Source organism: Bounagaea algeriensis (assembly GCF_054491375.1).
The window spans coordinates 1,543,499-1,561,029 of sequence record NZ_CM137102.1; the positions used below are offsets into that span (position 1 = coordinate 1,543,499).

General features: G+C 71.8%; 14 protein-coding genes. 11 read left to right on the forward strand and 3 right to left on the reverse strand.

Features of this window, described 5'->3' with window-relative positions; translation table 11 throughout:
- Positions 1 to 54 precede the first annotated feature (54 nt).
- Both rocD and ACVGV2_RS07060 read right to left on the reverse strand, forming a co-directional pair.
- On the reverse strand, positions 55 to 1,278 hold the full coding sequence (rocD, locus tag ACVGV2_RS07055) for an ornithine--oxo-acid transaminase (RefSeq protein ID WP_459165242.1): 1,224 nt from the start codon (positions 1,276 to 1,278) through the stop codon (positions 55 to 57).
- Between the two features lie 135 nt (positions 1,279 to 1,413).
- Complete coding sequence (locus ACVGV2_RS07060) at positions 1,414 to 3,114, reverse strand: serine/threonine-protein kinase (protein WP_459165243.1); 1,701 nt, start codon at positions 3,112 to 3,114, stop codon at positions 1,414 to 1,416.
- A 214-nt stretch (positions 3,115 to 3,328) separates the two neighbouring features.
- On the opposite strand from ACVGV2_RS07060, the gene ACVGV2_RS07065 reads away from it, so the two are divergent.
- The 7 genes from ACVGV2_RS07065 to ACVGV2_RS07095 all read left to right on the forward strand — a co-directional run bounded on the left by ACVGV2_RS07065 (position 3,329) and on the right by ACVGV2_RS07095 (position 11,565).
- Positions 3,329 to 4,852, forward strand: a complete 1,524-nt coding sequence (locus ACVGV2_RS07065; protein ID WP_459165244.1) for a sugar ABC transporter ATP-binding protein — start codon at positions 3,329 to 3,331, stop codon at positions 4,850 to 4,852.
- Positions 4,845 to 5,846: an ABC transporter permease gene (locus ACVGV2_RS07070; protein ID WP_459165245.1), complete on the forward strand. Its 1,002-nt coding sequence runs from the start codon at positions 4,845 to 4,847 to the stop codon at positions 5,844 to 5,846. Before ACVGV2_RS07065 ends, ACVGV2_RS07070 begins: the two co-directional genes overlap by 8 nt.
- A 58-nt stretch (positions 5,847 to 5,904) precedes the next feature.
- The gene (locus ACVGV2_RS07075) at positions 5,905 to 6,906 is read left to right on the forward strand and encodes a sugar ABC transporter substrate-binding protein (protein ID WP_459165246.1); all 1,002 of its coding nucleotides are present in this window, start codon (positions 5,905 to 5,907) and stop codon (positions 6,904 to 6,906) included.
- 234 nt (positions 6,907 to 7,140) lie between these two features.
- Positions 7,141 to 7,944: an Fpg/Nei family DNA glycosylase gene (locus ACVGV2_RS07080; RefSeq protein WP_459165247.1), complete on the forward strand. Its 804-nt coding sequence runs from the start codon at positions 7,141 to 7,143 to the stop codon at positions 7,942 to 7,944.
- 85 nt (positions 7,945 to 8,029) lie between these two features.
- Positions 8,030 to 8,932 (forward strand): 3-hydroxybutyryl-CoA dehydrogenase, encoded by a 903-nt coding sequence (locus ACVGV2_RS07085; RefSeq protein ID WP_459165248.1) that lies wholly within the window; start codon positions 8,030 to 8,032, stop codon positions 8,930 to 8,932.
- 243 nt (positions 8,933 to 9,175) lie between these two features.
- Complete coding sequence (locus ACVGV2_RS07090) at positions 9,176 to 10,381, forward strand: CaiB/BaiF CoA transferase family protein (RefSeq protein ID WP_459165905.1); 1,206 nt, start codon at positions 9,176 to 9,178, stop codon at positions 10,379 to 10,381.
- Complete coding sequence (locus ACVGV2_RS07095; RefSeq protein WP_459165249.1) at positions 10,378 to 11,565, forward strand: acyl-CoA dehydrogenase family protein; 1,188 nt, start codon at positions 10,378 to 10,380, stop codon at positions 11,563 to 11,565. Before ACVGV2_RS07090 ends, ACVGV2_RS07095 begins: the two co-directional genes overlap by 4 nt.
- 28 nt (positions 11,566 to 11,593) lie before the next feature.
- On the opposite strand, the gene ACVGV2_RS07100 is transcribed toward ACVGV2_RS07095, so the two are convergent.
- Entirely contained in the window at positions 11,594 to 13,048 is a 1,455-nt protein-coding gene (locus ACVGV2_RS07100; protein ID WP_459165250.1) for an amidase, read from the reverse strand.
- Positions 13,049 to 13,307: 259 nt separating this feature from the next.
- On the opposite strand from ACVGV2_RS07100, the gene ACVGV2_RS07105 reads away from it, so the two are divergent.
- From ACVGV2_RS07105 to ACVGV2_RS07120, 4 genes are all read left to right on the forward strand, one after another.
- The gene (locus ACVGV2_RS07105) at positions 13,308 to 14,486 is read left to right on the forward strand and encodes an MFS transporter (protein WP_459165251.1); all 1,179 of its coding nucleotides are present in this window, start codon (positions 13,308 to 13,310) and stop codon (positions 14,484 to 14,486) included.
- Positions 14,487 to 14,616: 130 nt separating this feature from the next.
- Positions 14,617 to 15,699: an S-(hydroxymethyl)mycothiol dehydrogenase gene (locus ACVGV2_RS07110; protein WP_459165252.1), complete on the forward strand. Its 1,083-nt coding sequence runs from the start codon at positions 14,617 to 14,619 to the stop codon at positions 15,697 to 15,699.
- Entirely contained in the window at positions 15,699 to 16,328 is a 630-nt protein-coding gene (locus ACVGV2_RS07115; protein ID WP_459165253.1) for an MBL fold metallo-hydrolase, read from the forward strand. The genes ACVGV2_RS07110 and ACVGV2_RS07115 overlap by 1 nt, the downstream gene beginning before the upstream one ends.
- A gap of 106 nt (positions 16,329 to 16,434) precedes the next feature.
- The gene (locus ACVGV2_RS07120; protein WP_459165254.1) at positions 16,435 to 17,499 is read left to right on the forward strand and encodes a Gfo/Idh/MocA family protein; all 1,065 of its coding nucleotides are present in this window, start codon (positions 16,435 to 16,437) and stop codon (positions 17,497 to 17,499) included.
- The last annotated feature ends 32 nt before the right edge of the window (positions 17,500 to 17,531 follow it).

Here is a 17,531-nt window from a genome sequence, read left to right on the forward strand (position 1 = left end):
GCGCGCGGGGAACGGATCGCGTGCCGCGGCGCGGTCGTCCCCGCCGGAGTGCTCCTACTCGCCGCGCAGGACCGCGGCCACGGCGTCCAATCCCGCGTCCAGGTCGGCGGGGTCGATGACCAGCGGCGGCGCCAGCCGCAACGTGCTGTCCTGCGTCTCCTTGCACAGCACACCGCGCCGCAGCAGCGCCTCGCTGACCGCGCGGGCGCTGCTGCGTTCCGCCAGGTCGATGCCGGCCCACAGGCCCCTTCCGCGCACCGCCGCGGCCCCGCTGCCGACCAGCTCGGCCAGCCGCGCGTGCAGGTGTTCGCCGAGCTCCCACGAGCGCCGCTGGTGCTCGCCGGTGCGCAGCATGCGGATCACCGCGCGCCCGACGGCGCAGGCCAGCGGGTTGCCGCCGAACGTGGAGCCGTGTTCGCCGGGGCGCAGCACGCCGAGCACCTCGTCGCGACCGACCACCGCCGAGACCGGCAGGATGCCGCCGCCGAGCGCCTTGCCGAGGGTGTACAGGTCGGCGCGAACACCGCAGGTGTCGCTGGCCAGCGTGTCCCCGCAGCGGCCCAGGCCGGACTGGATCTCGTCGGCGATGAGCAGCACGTCGTGCTGGTCGCAGAGCGCGCGCAGCCGCGGCAGGTAGTCCCCCGGCGGCACGACCACGCCGCCTTCGCCCTGCACGGGTTCGACGAGGACGGCTGCGGTGCGCTCGGTGATCGCGGCGGCGACCGCGTCGGCATCGCCGTAGGGCGTGCTCACGAACCCGGGCGTGTACGGCCCGTAGTCCGCGCGGGCGCTCGGGTCGGAGGAGAACGACACGAGCGTGGTGGTCCGCCCGTGGAAGTTCCCCGCGGCGACGACGATCTCGGCCTGCCCGTCCGGCACGCCCTTGTGCCGGTAGGCCCATTTCCGGGCGACTTTCAGCGCGGTTTCCACGGCTTCGGCCCCGGAGTTCATGGGCAGCACCCGCTCGGTGCCGGTCAGCTCGGCCAGTTCGCGGCAGAACGGGCCGAACTGGTCGTGGTGGAATGCGCGGCTGGTCAGCGTGATCCGGTCCAGTTGTTCCGCGGCCGCCGCGGTCAGGGCGGGGTGGCGGTGGCCGAAGTTGAGCGCGGAGTATCCCGCCAGGAAGTCCAGGTACGCGTGGCCGTCCACATCGGTCACCCATGCGCCGCTGCCGGAGTGCAGCACGACGGGGAGCGGGTGGTAGTTGTGCGCGCCGTAGCGCTCGTCCAGCCGCAGGTAGCCCGCGGTGCGCTCGGTGTGCAGCTCGGCGGCCGTCATGGCCCCAGGCTAGGTCGGATGCGGTGCCGACTTCAGCCGCGGCGCGTTGTGCGTGTCGCCGCATCCTTGCGTCCTGGCGACGTCGAACTCCGGGTTCGTTGCGCACCCGCGGTCGGTGGCAGCGGGTGGGCGGGTTCAGTGCAGGCGCTCGTCGTAGCGCCCCCGCGCGTACTGGTGCAGTGCGCTGCGCATGCGCTTGGTCTGCTGCCGCCGGGCCCACCATCCGCCGGTGGCGCCGAGCGGGAACACGCGGGCACCGCCCTGGTAGTGCCGCACCCGGTGCCACAGGCGCGTGCGCGGCAGCGGCACGCCGTCGGCGAACCACATCGTCACCGCCTGCTGCTTGCCGCGCCCCGCGATCGCCACGTGGCGCACGTGCGCCCAGGGGATGCACCGACGCAGCCCGCCGCGCGAGAGCACCACACCGTCGGCGTTGATCTTCATGCGCAGCCGCGGCACGAGCACGCTCAACGCCGAACCGACCGCGGCGATGACGAGCAGGACCACGCCCGCGGTGAGCAGCGGGCGAACCTCGTCGAGCACGCCGTTGTTCCGGACGGACCAGAACACCACGTACAGGCACAGGCCGCACAGCAGCGCCGTCAGCAGCGACGAGACACGTCCGGCGGTGCGGAACACCGGGCCGGGCTCGTGCACGCGCACGGCCGGGGTGGGCGGGCGGTTCCGCTCGGCCGGTTCGGCGGCCTTCCGGTCGGGGACCGGCTGCCGCTTCGTCGCGGGACGAGCGGGCGCGGCCTGCCAGTCGCCGCGGGCGGGCGCCGCGGGGGCTTCGGACTGCGGTGCCGCATCCCCGGCATCCGCGGCTTCGTCCGCTCCCGGGGCTTGCCCGGCACTCGCGGCATCGGCGGCGCCGGGGGCTTGCCCGGCACTCGCGGCATCGGCGGCGCCGGGCGCGACGAGGGCGTGCGGGTTCGCCACCTGCGCGTCCGAGCCGGTGGCCGCCAGCTGCCGCGACCGGCTGGCGTGGTCGGCGACCGCGGCGGTCAGCGCGGCGGGCAGCCACTCCTGCCCGCCGTGGAGATCGCCCAGCTGGGAGACGATCGCCTCGGGCGACGGCCGCACCTGCGGATCCTTGCCCAGGCACGCGGCCAGCAGCGGCCGCAGGCCTTCGGCAACGCCGGTGAGATCGGGTTCGCCGTGCGCCAGGTGGTACAGCAGGGCGGCGGTGTTGTCCGCTTCGAACGGGCCGTGACCGCTCGCGGCGAACACGAGGACCGCCCCGAGGGAGAACACGTCGCTTTGCTGGTCGACCTTCTCGCCAGTGGTCTGCTCGGGTGAGAAGAAACCCGGCGTGCCGAGGAACATGCCCGTGGCGGTGAGCGTGCTGCCGGTCATCGCGCGGGAGATGCCGAAGTCGATGACGCGCGGGCCGTCCTGGCCCAGCAGGACGTTGCCGGGCTTGAGGTCGCGGTGCACCAGGCCGCGCTGGTGGATCGCGGTGAGGGCCTCGGCGAGGCCGGCGCCGAGCGCGCGGACCGTGGGTTCGGGCAGCGGGCCGTGCTCGGCCACGGCGTTGTGCAAGGTGGGACCGGCGACGTACTCGGTGGCCAGCCACGGCGTTTCGGCGTCCGGGGCGGCGTCGACGACGGCCGCCGTCCAGAACCCGCCGACCGAACTGGCCATGTCCACTTCGCGGCGGAAGCGTTCGCGGAACTCGGGGTCCTCGGCGAGATCGGGGCGCACCACCTTGACCGCCACCATGCGCCCGCCCTTGGAACGGGCCAGGTACACGCCTCCCATGGCGCCGCGGCCGAGCCGAGCGACGAGCCGGTAGTCCCCGGCGCGCTGCGGGTCGCCTGTCAGCAGCGGCTGCACGATGGTCCGTCCCTCCGATCAGCGGTCTCGTCCGGTTCCGAGCTTACGGTTTCGCGCACTCCGCGTCCGCACCCGACCGCGGGAGCCCCGGCGTGCGGGACTGCGACTCCGGGCGAATACTGCACGTGCTCGTTCCCTTTCCCGCCGTGGCGCGTGTGAGTATGATCCATACCACTTCGAGCGGGTGGCGATGACGTCAGAGGGGAGGCCCCGGGTGAGTGACCAGGCGCGGTCCCCGTCCGCTGAGCCAGTTCCCGCGGTGGCGCTGCGCGGGGTGGGCAAGCGCTTCCCCGGAGTGGTGGCCGTTTCCGACGTGACGTTGGACGTCCCGGCCGGCGAGGTGCACGTCTTCGCCGGCGAGAACGGGGCGGGCAAGTCCACGCTGATGAAGCTCATCGCCCAGACCGAGCCGCCCACCAGCGGCAGCATCGCGATCGGCGGCACCCCGGTGAGCTACCACGGTCCGGCAGCGGCGCGGGGCCTCGGCGTGTCGATGGTGCACCAGGAGTTCGCCCTGGCCGGCGACCTGTCGGTGGCCGAGAACCTGTTCATCGGACGGGAACCCGGGCGGGCGGGCTGGATCTCGCGCGCGGCCGAGCGGCGCGCCGCGCGCGAGCTGCTGCGCCGCGTGGGGCTGGACGTCTCCCCGCAGCGGCGCGTCCGCAGTCTGCCCACAGCGCAGCAGCAGCGTATCGAACTCGCGAAAGCCCTGGCGGTGGACGCGAGCGTGCTCATCCTCGACGAGCCCACGGCCACGCTCACCGAGCAGGAGGCCGAGGGGTTGTTCGAGCTCGTCGGTGAACTCACCGACCGGGGCATCGCCGTGCTGTACATCTCGCACCGGCTCGACGAGATCTTCCGCATCGGCGACCGGGTGACGGTCATGCGCGACGGCGCGGTCGTCGCCACGCAGCCGGTGTCCGAGATGGACGAAGCACGACTGGTGCGCTCGATGGTCGGCCGCGACGTGGAGAACCTGTACCCGCGCTCACAACGACAGCCCGGTGAGGTGCGGCTGCGGGTGTCCGGGCTCTCGCGCGAACCGCACGTGCAGGACGCTTCCTTCGACGTGCGGTCCGGGGAGATCCTCGGACTCGCGGGTCTCGTCGGCGCGGGGCGCACCGAACTGGCCCGCGCGGTCTTCGGCGCCGAAGAACGCGACACCGGGGAGATCACATTGGACGGTCGCCGGCTGCGCATCCGCGGACCGTCCGACGCGATCAACTCGGGTATCGGCTACCTGACCGAGAGCCGCAAGCACGACGGGCTCGCGCTGCAGCTCGGCGTGGACAAGAACATCACCCTGGCGAACCTGCCGATGTGGTACGGCACGATCAACCTCGGTGCGGAACGCCGCGTGGCGCAACGGTACCGCGACACGTTGCGGATCCGCGCGCCGTGGATCGGCCGCCCGGTGAGCATGCTCTCCGGCGGCAACCAGCAGAAGGTCGTGCTCGCGCGCTGGCTGGAAACCGGGGCGGAGGTGTTGTTCTTCGACGAACCCGGCCGGGGCATGGACGTGGGTGCGAAAGCCGAGATGTTCGGCCAGATGGACGAACTCGCGCGCCGCGGCAAAGCGGTCGTGTTCATCTCTAGCTACCTGCCCGAACTGCTCAACATGTGCGATCGCCTCCTCGTGATGCGCGGCGGGCGCATCACCGGGGAGGTCGATCGCCAGGACTTCTCCGAGGAACGCGTCATCGCACTCGCCACGGGAGCGAAGGACAACCATGACTGAGCAGACACCGGAACGCTCCGACAGCTTCCTCCGCGCGCTGCCCGACCGGGTTTCCGGTGCTGTGTCGCAGGTGGCGGCGGCCGGCGCGCTGATCGTCATCTTCGTCGTGCTGTCGATCGTGGCGCCGTCGTTCCTCACCGCGGACAACCTGTTCAACCTGGGCTCGCAGACCTCCGTCAACGCCGTGATGGCCATCGGCGTCACGCTGGTGATCATCACCGCCGGCATCGACCTGTCCGTCGGGTCAGTGGCAGCGCTCTCCGGCGTGACCGGGGTGCTGCTCATGTCCCAGTTCGGCATGCACCCGCTGCTGGGCATCCTCGGCGGCGTCGTGATCGGCGCGCTCGCCGGGCTCGTGAACGGAGTGCTCGTGTCCGTGGTCGGGCTACCACCGTTCATCGCCACGCTCGGCATGCTCAGCGTCGCCCGGGGCATCGTGCTGATCATCACCGGTGCGGTGGCGGTCTTCGGCGCGCCCGACGGATTCCGGATGCTCGGACAGGGCGTCATCGGTGTGCTGCCGATCCCGATCCTGGTGATCGTGCTCGTCGCCGTCGCAGGCCACCTCGTGCTCACCCGCACGCGCCTGGGCCGCTACGCCTACGTCATGGGCTCGAACGCGGAGGCGGCTCGGCTGTCCGGCGTACCGGTGCGCTTGTACACCACCTACGTCTACGTCCTCTCCGGCGCGCTGGCCGGCCTGGGCGGCATGATCGCGGCCTCGCGCATCAACTCGGGGCAGCCGAACTTCGGCGAAGGCCTCGAACTCGACGTCATCGCTGCGGTCGTCATCGGCGGCGCCAGCCTCATGGGCGGACGCGGCACCGTGCTCGGATCGCTGATCGGCGCCTTCCTCGTCGCCGTCATCCGCAACGGCGCGGTCCAGCTCGACATCGGGACCTTCTACCAGAACGTGCTCATCGGCGTGATCATCTGGCTCGCCGTGTGGTGGGACATCTACCAGCGCCGCAAGCTGGGACGCGAACCCGGATGACCTCCGGCCGGCTTCCGGCCGCGGAAACGCAGGGCTCGGCGAGACGAGAGGCGGGCAGATGCGCAAGTGGCAGACCCTGGCCGGCGCGCTGGCGGCGATGCTGCTCGTCGCCGGCTGCCAGGTCGGGATCTACGAACGCTCCAGCACGGTCGAGCCCGGCAGCGGCCCGGTGAAGGTCGCGGTCGTGCCGAAGGCCATCGGCTTCAGCTTCTGGGAGAAGGTCCGCGTCGGTGCCGAGTGCGCCGCGCGGGACCGCAACGTGGACGTGCACTGGGACGGCGTGACCGAGGAGACCGACGTGAGCGGTCAGCAGAACCTGCTGCAGAACCTGCTCGCGCAGGGCGACCTGAACGCGCTCGTCTACGCCGCCACCGATGCGCGCGCCATGGCGCAGGTGAGCACCACCGCGCTGGAGCAGGGCACGCAGGTGGTGAACATGGACTCGGGCACCACGCCGCAGCCCGCCGATGTTCCCGTGTTCGCCACGAACAACGTCGCTGCGGCCGAGCAGGGTACCGACCTGCTGGCACGGCAGCTCGACGGGCGGGGCCAGGTCGCGCTGGTCGAGTTCCAGCCGGGCACGAACACCAACGACACCCGCGTGGAGGGGTTCCAGCGCGGTCTGCGCAAGCATCCCGGTCTCGAACTCGTCGCGCGCCAGTCCAGCGAGAGCAGCTACAACACGGCGTTGCAGGTCACGCAGGACGTCCTGACCGCCCATCCGGAGCTGGACGGCATCTACGCCGGCAACGAACCCAGCGTGCTCGGCGCGGCCGAAGCCGTCCGCCAGGCGGGCAAGAGCGGGGACGTCAAGATCATCGGTTGGGACACCTCCGAGGAGCAGATCGCCTCGCTGCGGCAGGGCGTGATCAGCGGCCTGATCGCGCAGAACCCCTTCGAGATGGGACGTTCCTCCGTGCGCGCGGCAGTGGCCAAGGCCCACGGGCAGTCGGCCGACTGGGACACGGACACGGGTTCGACGGTGATCACGCGGGACAACATCGACGAGCCGGACGTGCAGCGGCTGCTGCACCCCGCCTGCGCGAAACCACCGGAGTGATCCGCTTTTCACGCACGCCGCAGTGCGCGCCACCCGCATCGGACGGCTACGGCACGGCGCGGGACCGGCTCGACGAGGTCGCGGCACGCGTCGACGCGGCCCCGGGGGATGAGGGCGCCGGCGCAGCGGGTCAGCCGGGGCGTTTCACCAGGTCCGCCGGGGCTGGACTTCGTGGAGCGTTCTGCATGCTCCGCGCCGGGAGTGCGCGCTGCCGCAACGGGGTAGACCGCGGACATGCCGGAACTGCCGGACGTGGAGGGCTTTCGCCGTGTTGCGGCGCGTGCGGCCAGGTTGCGCGTCCAGTCCGTCCGACTGCGGGATTCCGGGGTGGTGCACGGTGCGAGCACCGAGGAGTTCCGCGAGGCGGTCAGCGGCAGGTGCTTCGGCGATCCCGCGCGGCACGGCAAGTGGCTCATGCTGCCGACCCGGTCGGGTCCGCAGGCGCGCAACGACTTTCCCTGGATCATGGCGCACTTCGGCATGACCGGCAGTTTCGAGTGGCACGAGACCGGCGAGGCCGAACACCCGCACGACCGCGTGGTGTTCGCGTTCGCCGCCGGGGAGCTGCGCTACCGGGACATGCGCAAGCTCGCCGGCCTGCACCTGGTGCGCGACCAGGAGGGGGTCGATGCGCAGCTCGGTGAGCTCGGGCCGGATGCGCGCACGATCACGCGCGGCGAACTGGCCGAGCGGCTGCGGCGATCGCGCAGGCAGCTCAAACCGGAGCTGATGGATCAGGCGGTGCTGGCCGGGCTGGGCAATCTCACCGTCGACGAGATCCTCTGGCGGGCGCGCATCCCGCCGCGCCGCGCGGGTGCGCAGCTGTCCCAGGCGCAGGTCGGCCAGCTGCACCGGGCGATCGCCGGTGTGCTCGGGCCCGCGGTGCGCGCGGGCCGGGTTCCCGCGGGAAGCTCCTGGCTGACCGGGCAGCGTGACGAAGCGGACGCGGTCTGCCCGCGGTGCGGGACCGACGTGTCGCGCGCCCGGATCGGTGGGCGCAGCACCGTGTGGTGCTCCCGTTGCCAGCCGGAGGAGTAGGAGGGCAGCACCCGGGGTGGTGGCGAGGCGTTCGGATGTGGTGTGCTCCTGCACGGTTTACCCATGAGTAACCGCATGGTTTGCCATGATCTGCGGTACGGCATGTCGCAGGCGTACGGAAGGGGATGCACTGGTGAGCGAGATTGCACGCCTGGGAGTGGTCGGTGGCGGCCAGATGGGTGCGGGCATCGCCGAGGTGGGAGCCCGCTCGGGCGCGGACGTCATCGTCCGCGAGATCAACGACGAGGCCGCCGAGGCCAGCGCAGAACGGATCACGAAGTCACTGGACAAGGGGGTCAAGGCGGGCAAGATCGCCGAGGCCGACCGGGACGCGGCGCTCGAGCGGTTGCGGTTCGTCACCGCCACGTCCGAGCTGGCGGACCGGCAGCTGGTGATCGAGGCGGCCTCGGAGAACGAGTCCGTCAAGCTCGACCTGTTCCGCGAGTTGGATTCGGTCGTCGCCGGCGAGGCGATCCTGGCGTCGAACACCTCGTCGATCCCGATTTCGAAGCTGGCGGGCGTGACCGGGCGCCCGGGGCAGGTGCTCGGTGTCCACTTCTTCAACCCGGTGCCCGTGCTGCACCTCGTCGAGCTCGTGCCGAGCACGTTGACCGGCGAGGACACGGTCGCCGCGGCTCGGGCGTTCGCCACCGAACAGCTGGGCAAGCGGGTCATCCAGGCTCGGGACCGCGCCGGGTTCATCGTCAACGCGCTGCTCACGCCGTACCTGCTCTCGGCGATCCGGATGTACGAGAACGGCATGGCCACCGCCGAGGACATCGACGCGGGCATGGTCTACGGCTGCGCGCACCCCATGGGGCCGCTGACGTTGGCCGACATGGTCGGGCTCGACACGCTCAAGGCGATCGCGGACTGCCTGCACGAGGAGTTCGGCGAGCCGCAGTACGCCGCTCCGCCGCTGCTGCGGCGGATGGTCGAGGCGGGGATCACCGGCAAGAAGTCCGGGCGCGGCTTCTACGAGTACTGAACCGGCCGCGTTCGTGCGGCCCCGGGGTTGCCGGGCCGCTGCTGCCGGGTTGTTGTTCCCGGGGCCCGTGCTGCGGAACGGGCCCCGGACAACGCGTCTCGCGCGCTGTTGACCGCACGGTCACGAACTGTATATTGGATCCAACTTTCGGCGAGGATGAGCGGCCGATGGTGCCCGTCTGCCGGACGCGGCGCAGGCGCACCGGCACCAGGGAGGTGAGTCACCGTGCCCGGAACGCAGCCCATGGCAGGACTCGTGGTCGCGGACTTCAGCAGGGTGCTGGCAGGTCCCTACGCGACGATGTTGCTGGCCGATCTCGGCGCCACGGTGATCAAGGTCGAGCGCCCCGGAACCGGCGACGACACCCGCAGCTGGGGGCCGCCGTGGACGGAACGCGAGTCCTCCTACTTCGAGGCGCTCAACCGCGGCAAGCGCAGCATCACCCTCGACTTCGAAGATCCCGGAGACCGGGAACTCGCCCGCGAACTCGTCCGGCGCGCCGACGTGCTCGTGGAGAACTTCCGCCCCGGCTCGCTGCAGCGCTACGGCCTGGACCACGACAGCGCGAGCGCGCTCAACCCGGGGCTGCTCTACACCTCCATCTCCGGTTTCGGCAGCGCCGAGGGCGCGGACCTGCCCGGCTACGACTTCGTCGTGCAGGCCGTGGGCGGTCTGATGAGCATCACCGGCGCGCCGGAAGACCCGCCGACGAAGGTCGGTGTGGCGCTGGTCGACGTGCTCACCGGCAAGGACGCGGCGCTGGGCATCATGGCCGCGCTGCGCCAGCGGGAAAGCACCGGTCGCGGCCAGCACATCGAGGTGAACCTGCTGTCCAGCCTGCTGGGCGGGCTGGTCAACCAGCTCAGCGGCTACCTGGCCACGGGCGCGAGCCCGGAGCGGATGGGCAACCGCCATCCCAGCGTCGCGCCGTACGAAACGCTGCGCTGCGCGGACGCCCACCTGGCCGTGGCAGTGGGCAACGACGCGCAGTTCCGCCGCCTGACCGACACCCTGGGGCTGGTGTGGATGGCCGACGATCCGCGCTTCTGCTCGAACGCGCAGCGCGTGGCCAACCGCGGCGAGCTCGTGGCGGAGCTGGAGAACGTGCTCGGCGCCCGCACGGCCGCGGACTGGCAGCAGCGGCTGAACCAGGTGGGCGTGGCCTGCGGTCCGGTCAACGATCTCGCCGGTGCCGTCGACTACGCCGAAACCCTGGGGCTTCGTCCCACCGTGTGCCAGGACGGCGCGAGCCCGCAGGCGCGCATGCCCATCGACTTCTCCGAGTACGACGCGCGGCTCGACGAGGCGCTCGCCCCGCCGCGGCTCGGTGAGCACGATGACGAGATCCGGTCCTGGCTGGCGCATGCGGCCTCCGGGGCCCACTGCGGACCCGTGCCAGGCGACGGGACCCCGTTCGCGCGGACCACGCCGAGGAGGAACCGATCATGAGCGGCAGCAAGCCCCCCTTCGACCCGAACGATCCGCTGGGCGTCGACGCCGAGCTCAGCACCGAGCAGCTCGCGATGCGCTCCTCGGTCCGCGCGCTGTGCCGCGACTACGTCGACGAGCACATCGCGGAGTGGTTCGAGAACGGCGAGTTCCCGCGCGTGCGCGAGATCGCCCGCGAGCTCGGCAAGCTCGGCGTGCTCGGCATGCACCTGGACGGTTACGGCTGCCCCGGGATGTCCGCAGTGGACTACGGAGTGGTGTGCGCCGAACTCGAAGCATGCGACTCCGGGCTGCGCTCGCTCGTGTCGGTGCAGGGATCGCTGGCCATGTACGCGATCTGGCGCTGGGGCTCCGAGGAGCAGAAGCAGCAGTGGCTGCCCGCGATGGCCGCGGGCGAGGCGATTGGCTGCTTCGGCCTGACCGAGCCGGACCGCGGTTCCGACCCGGGGTCGATGCGCACCACGGCGCGCCGCGACGGCGGCGACTGGGTGCTCAACGGCCGCAAGATGTGGATCACCAACGGCAGCGTCGCGGACGTCGCGGTGGTGTGGGCATCCGCGGAGGACGGTGTGCGCGGGTTCCTCGTGCCGACGCACACCCCCGGGTTCTCCGCGCCGGAGATCAAGCACAAGCTGTCCCTGCGCGCCTCGGTGACCAGCGAGCTCGTGCTGGACGACGTCCGGGTGCCCGATACGGCGAGGCTGCCGGAGACCTCCGGGCTCGGCGGGCCGCTGAGCTGCCTGAACGAGGCGCGCTACGGCATCGTCTGGGGTTCCACGGGCGCGGGTGAGGCCTGCCTGCGCGCCGCGCGCGACTACGCGGTGCAGCGCGAGCAGTTCGGCCGTCCCATCGCGGGGTTCCAGATGACGCAGCAGAAGTTGGCCGACATGGCCGTGCGCGTGCAGAACGGGCGGCTGCTGGCGCTGCACCTCGGCAAGCGCAAGGACGCGGGAACGCTGCTGCCGCAGCAGATCAGCTTCGGCAAGCTGGACAACGTGCGCGGGGCCGCCGAGGTCGCCCGCACCGCTCGCACGATCCTCGGGGCCAACGGGATCTCCCTGGAATACCCCGTGATCCGGCACATGACCAACCTCGAGTCGGTGCTCACCTACGAGGGAACCCCGGAGATGCACACGCTGACGATCGGGCAGGCGCTCACCGGCGAGTCCGCGTTCCGCGGCTGAGGTGCTCGGACGCGGCGGCCGGGCGGGTTCAGCGCAGCACGGGCGGCAGCACCCGGTGCACCCAGTCGCTGGCCTGCTCGTAGGCGCGACCGAGCCGCAGCAGCGACCACTCGTCGTGGTCCCGTCCGATGACCTGCACGCCCATCGGCAGGCCGTCCCGGAACCCCGCGGGCAGGTTCAGCACGGGGTGTCCGGACAGCGACCAGGCAGCGACGATCTCCATCCACCGGTGGTAGGTGTCCATCGGCACGCCGGCGATCTCCTCCGGCCAACGCTGTGCTGCGTCGAACGGGAACACCTGCGCGCTCGGGGCGAGCAGGAAGTCGTAGTGGTCGAACAGTGCGTCGACCGCGGCGTGCCACTCGCTGCGCCCCTGCAGGGCCCGCGTGATGTCGGCGGTGCTCAGCTCCTCGTAGCCGGCGAGTTCGTGGCGCAGTTCGGGTTTGGCGGACTGCAGAGCTGCGGTGTCCACGCCGTCCCACTGCACGCCGAGCATCCAGTGCCGCCACAGCAGGAAGGTCTCCCAGGCCTGCTCGGGTGGCGGCGGGTCGGTCACCGGTTCGACGGTGCAGCCGATCCCGCGGAAGGTGGCGAAGCTGTCCCGGCACGTTTCGAGCACGCCCGGTTCGGTCGGGATCTTCCCGTCGAAGTCGCCGATCCAGCCGATGCGCGTGCCGCTGGGGTCGGACTGCAGGGGTGCGGCGAAGGCGGCCGGATCATCGCGCAGGCTCAGCGGCGCGGTGCGATCCGGACCGGCCATTGTGGACAGGAGCATGGCGATGTCGCGCACCGTGCGCCCCATCGGGCCGATCACCGAGGGGTGGCTGACGAACCCCGGGGTGGGCACGCGTCCGAAGCCGGGGCGCAGCGAGACCACGTTGCAGTAGGCCGCCGGGTTGCGCAGCGAGCCCATGAAGTCGCTGCCGTCGGCGACGGGCAGCATCCGCGCCGCCAGCGCTGCCGCGGCGCCCCCGCTGCTGCCGCCGGCCGTGCGCGTGCGGTCGTACGGGTTGGTGGTGGTGCCGAAGACGCTGTTGAAGGTGTGCGATCCCAGCCCGGCTTCGGGGACGTTCGTCTTGCCGATGACGATGCCGCCGGCGGCGCGGACGCGCCGGACGAACGGGTCGTCGGCTTTGGCGATCTCGCCGCCGAAGGCGGGTGAACCGTGCGTGGTGGCGAACCCCTCGGCGTTGGCCAGGTCCTTGATCGCCAGCGGGAAGCCGTGCAGCCATCCGCGGTAGTCGCCGCGGGCGAGTTCCTCGTCGCAGCGGCGCGCCTCGTGCAGCAGCGACTCGGTGTCGGCCCTGCTGACGATCGCGCCGAGCGCCGGGTTCAGCGCGTCGATGTGCTCCAGGTAGGCGCGCATGACCTCCGCGCAGGAGATGTCCCGGCGCCGGATCGCTCCGGACAGCTCCGCCGCGTCGAGCAGAACCGGTTCGGGAACGCGGGACGAGGCGATGTCGGATCCTCCGGCGACGTCCACCGCTGACCTCCACAGCTCGGCACTGTCGGATCGACCTTCACCCGCCCGGCACATCCGAGTCAACACGGTGACGCGCGACACCGCCGAGGAGGAGTTCTGCGTCACGTTAGCGTTGCTAAAAGTAACCGGGTGCGCGCAGGCTGGAGCGACGTGGACACGACGTGCCCGCGTTGAGTGCTCCACTGTGGTCGGACAGGCGGCCTTCGCGGCGTGCGCCGGTGCGGTCGGCGGACGCCGCCGAGGCTGCAGGAGGAGGCGCATGTCGACCGCGACCCTCGACCGCCGGTCCTTTCCCGTCGGCATGACGCGCGTGCTCTCCGCGGTGGCCGGCGTCGTCACCGTCGGCGTGTTCCCCGTGTTCTTCGTCGGCGGTCTCGGCGTGCAACTCCAACGCGACCTCGGCTTCGGCGCGGCGCTGCTCGGGATCGCCGCAGCCGGGTTCTTCGGCGTGGCCGCGGCCGCTTCACGCGGCATGGGGTGGATCGTCGAACGCATCGGAGCACGCACCGGCATGCGCCTGGCCGCGCTGGGAAGCGCCCTGTGCCTGCTCGCGCTGGCACCGGCCACCAACGAGTCCTGGCTGCTGGCGGTGCTGTGGGCCTCCGGCCTGCCGAACGCGCTGGGCCAGCCCGCGTCGAACCTGCTCATCGCGCAAGGCGTCCCGCAGCACCGGCGTGGCACGGGCTTCGGCGTCAAGCAGTCGGCCATACCGGCGGCCACGTTGCTCGCCGGCATCGCCGTGCCCGCGGTCGCACTGACCCTCGGGTGGCGCTGGGTGTTCGTCTTCGGCGGGCTGCTGGCCCTGCTCGCCGCCGCGGCCGTCCCGAAGGTCCCGCGGGCCGGACGTCCTGCCGCCGCGAGCGGGAGTCGGCACAGCCGCCCCGCAGGACTGCTGCGCCCGCTGCTGTTGCTGGCGATCGCCGGCGGGCTCGCCTCGGCCGCCGCCAACGCGCTCGGCGCGTTCGTGACGACCACGGCGGTGGACATCGGTTTCGCGCCCGCCGCGGCCGGCCTGGTGCTGTCGTTCGGCTCGCTGGTGGGCCTGTCCGTCCGGCTGCTCGCCGGGATCGCCGCCGACCGCACCGCACCGGACCTGGTGCGGGTGATCACGGTGATGCTCGTCGCCGGCTCGATCGGTTACGGCTGCATGGCGGTGTCCGTGCCCGCCGTGTTCCTCCTCGGCGTGGTGATCGCGTTCGGTGCCGGGTGGGCCTGGCCGGGGTTGCTCAACTTCGCCGTGGCCACGATCGCCCCGGGCCGCGTCGCCAGCGCCACCTCGTTCACGCAGACGGGGATCTACCTCGGCGGCAGCCTCGGACCGCTGCTGTTCGGCGTGCTGGCCCAGCACGCCGGAACTTCCTGGGCGTGGTGCGCCGCGGGCGTCGCCGCCGTCCTCGCTGCGGGGCTGCTGCTGTTCGTCCCGCGCCCGCGCGGCTGACCCGGCCGGGTGGGGCCCGCGCGCCGCCATTGCCGTTCGTCGTGCGCGCGTACCAGGATGGTCCTGGTCCGCGGTCCGGCGAGAGCTCGACAACGCCACCGCGGAGTTGTCGAGCGGACGAGGAGGATGCGTGACGCGAGTGCGCGGTGTCGTGGCCACGAGCAAGCAGCAGCCGGCGCAGGTCGTGCCGATCGACGTCCCCGATCCGGGGCCGGGGGAGGCCGTCGTTCGCGTGCAGGCCTGCGGGGTGTGCCACACGGACCTGAGCTACCGCGACGGCGGTGTCAGCGACGAGTACCCGTTCCTGCTGGGACACGAAGCCGCCGGTGTGGTCGACGCCGTCGGCGAAGGCGTCACGCAGGTCGCGCCCGGGGACTTCGTGGTGCTCAACTGGCGTGCGGTGTGCGGGGTCTGCCGCGCCTGCAAGCGCGGCCGCCCGCAGCTGTGCTTCGACACCCACAACGCGCACCAGCCGATGACGCTGGAGGACGGCACTGCGCTCTCCCCGGCGCTGGGCATCGGAGCGTTCGCCGAGAAGACACTGGTCCACGCCGGGCAGTGCACCAAGGTCGACCCGCAGGCGGACCCGGCGGTGGTCTGCCTGCTCGGCTGCGGCGTGATGGCCGGGATCGGTTCCGCGATGAACACCGGCCAGGTCGGCCCGGCGGACACGGTCGCCGTCATCGGCTGCGGCGGCGTCGGGGACGGTGCCATCGCCGGCGCCGACATCGCGGGTGCGCGGCGGATCATCGCCGTCGACAAGGACCCGCGCAAGCTCGACTGGGCGCACGCGTTCGGCGCCACCCACGTGGTCGACGCCAGCCGGCAGGACACGCCCGCGGCGGTCCGGGAACTGACCGGCGGGTTCGGCGCGGACGTCGTCGTCGACGCGGTCGGCGTGCCGCAGACGTTCACGCAGGCCTTCTACGCGCGCGACTTCGCGGGAACCGTCGTGCTCGTCGGCGTTCCGCACCAGGACACGCGCCTGGACCTGGAGTTCCTCGACGTGTTCGCCCGCGGCGGTGCGATCAGACCGAGCTGGTACGGCGACTGCCTGCCGGAACGCGACTTCCCGATGTTGACCGAACTCTACGGACAGGGACGGCTGCCGTTGCAGAAATTCGTCTCCGAACGCATCGCGCTGGACGGAGTGGAGGACGCCTTCGCCAAGATGGAGCGCGGCGAGGTCCTGCGTTCGGTGGTGGTGCTCTGATGGGCCTGCGCATCGAGCACACCACGACCTCCGGGGTCTTCTCCCTCGACGGCCAGTCGTTCGACGTGGACAACAACGCCTGGGTGCTCGGCGACGACCGGGAATGCGTCGTCATCGACGTGCCGCACGACGCGCAGGCCGTCCGCGGTCTCGTCGGTGAGCGCACCGTGCGCGCCGTGCTGTGCACCCACGCGCACGACGACCACGTGCGCGCCGCGCCCGAGCTGGCCGATGCGGTCGGCGCGCCGCTGCACCTGCACCCCGAAGACCTCGTGCTCTGGCGGATGACCCACCCGGATCGCGAACCCGACCGGGAACTCGCCGACGGGCAGCGGCTCGAGCTCGCCGGCTCCGCGATCGAGGTGGTGCACACACCGGGGCACGCCCCCGGAGCGGTGTGCTTCTCCGTGCCCGAGTTGCAGACGGTGTTCACCGGCGACACGCTCTTCGCCGGTGGGCCGGGGGCGACCGGCCGGTCCTATTCGGACTTCGAGGTGCTGATCGGCTCCATCCGCGACCGGTTGCTGTCCCTGCCCGACGGCACCACCGTGCGCCCCGGCCACGGCGAGAACGGCACGATCGACCACGCGCGGGAGAACATCGCCGACTGGGCCGCCCGCGGCTGGTAGGAACCGCGGCCGGTGGACGAGACGCCCGGCTTCCTCGGTGCGGGCGGTGTATGGGCGGGCGGGTGTACGGGCAGGCGGTGTGCTGGGCGTGCGGTGTAATGGGGGCATGAACTCACAGGAACCGCTGCGGGTGGGACTGATCGGCTTCGGCGTGGCCGGCGCGGGGTTCCACGCCCCGTTGATCGCCGCCGATCCCGACCTGCGTCTCGACGTCGTCGTCACCGCCAACCCCGAACGCGCCGAGCAGGTGCGCGCGAAGCACCCGGGTGCCGAGGTCGTCGGCGACGTGGACGGGCTGCTGGCACGCAGCGAGGCGCTCGACCTCGTCGTTGTCGCCAGCCCCAACCGCGCGCACTACGCCCACACCTGCGCAGTGCTCGAAGCGGACTTGGCCGTCGTCGTGGACAAGCCCTTCGTGCCCACCGCCGCCGAGGGGCGCGGCCTCATCGACCTGGCCCGGCAGCGCGGTCTGCTGCTGACCGTGTTCCAGAACCGCCGGTGGGACAACGACATGCGCACGGTGCGGTCCCTGGTGGAGGACGACGCGCTCGGCTCGGTGCAGCGGTTCGAGTCCCGGTTCGAACGCTGGATACCCACGCCCAAACCGGGCTGGCGGGAATCCGGCGGTGCCGAGGAGGCCGGCGGCGTGCTCTACGATCTCGGCAGCCACCTCGTCGACCAGGCGCTGGCCATGTTCGGCCAGGTCGCTGCCGTGTACGCGGAAATCGACTACCGCCGTCCTGGTGTCGAGGTCGACGACGACGCGTTCCTCGGCTTGACGCACACCAGCGGTGTGCGCTCCCACCTGTGGATGAGCAAGACGACCGCGCAGACCGGGCCGCGGTTCCGCGTGCTCGGTTCCGAAGCGGGCTACGTCAAAAGCGGCTTCGATCCGCAGGAGGACGCGTTGCGCGCCGGGCACCGCCCTGATGGTGCGAGCGACTGGGGCGCGGAACCGAGCGAGTGGTGGGGCGTGCTCGGCACGGTGCACGATCAGCGCCCGGTGCCCACGCTGCGGGGGGATTACCCGGCCTTCTACAGCGCCGTTGCCCACGCGGTCCGCACCGGTGGGCAGCCGCCGGTCGATCCGGCCGACGCGGTCGCCGGGTTGGACGTCATCTCCGCCGCGCGCCGCGCCGCGGCGGAGATGACGGTGGAACGCCTCGTGTGACCGGAAGCCGCGCGGTGAGCGGATATCACCCT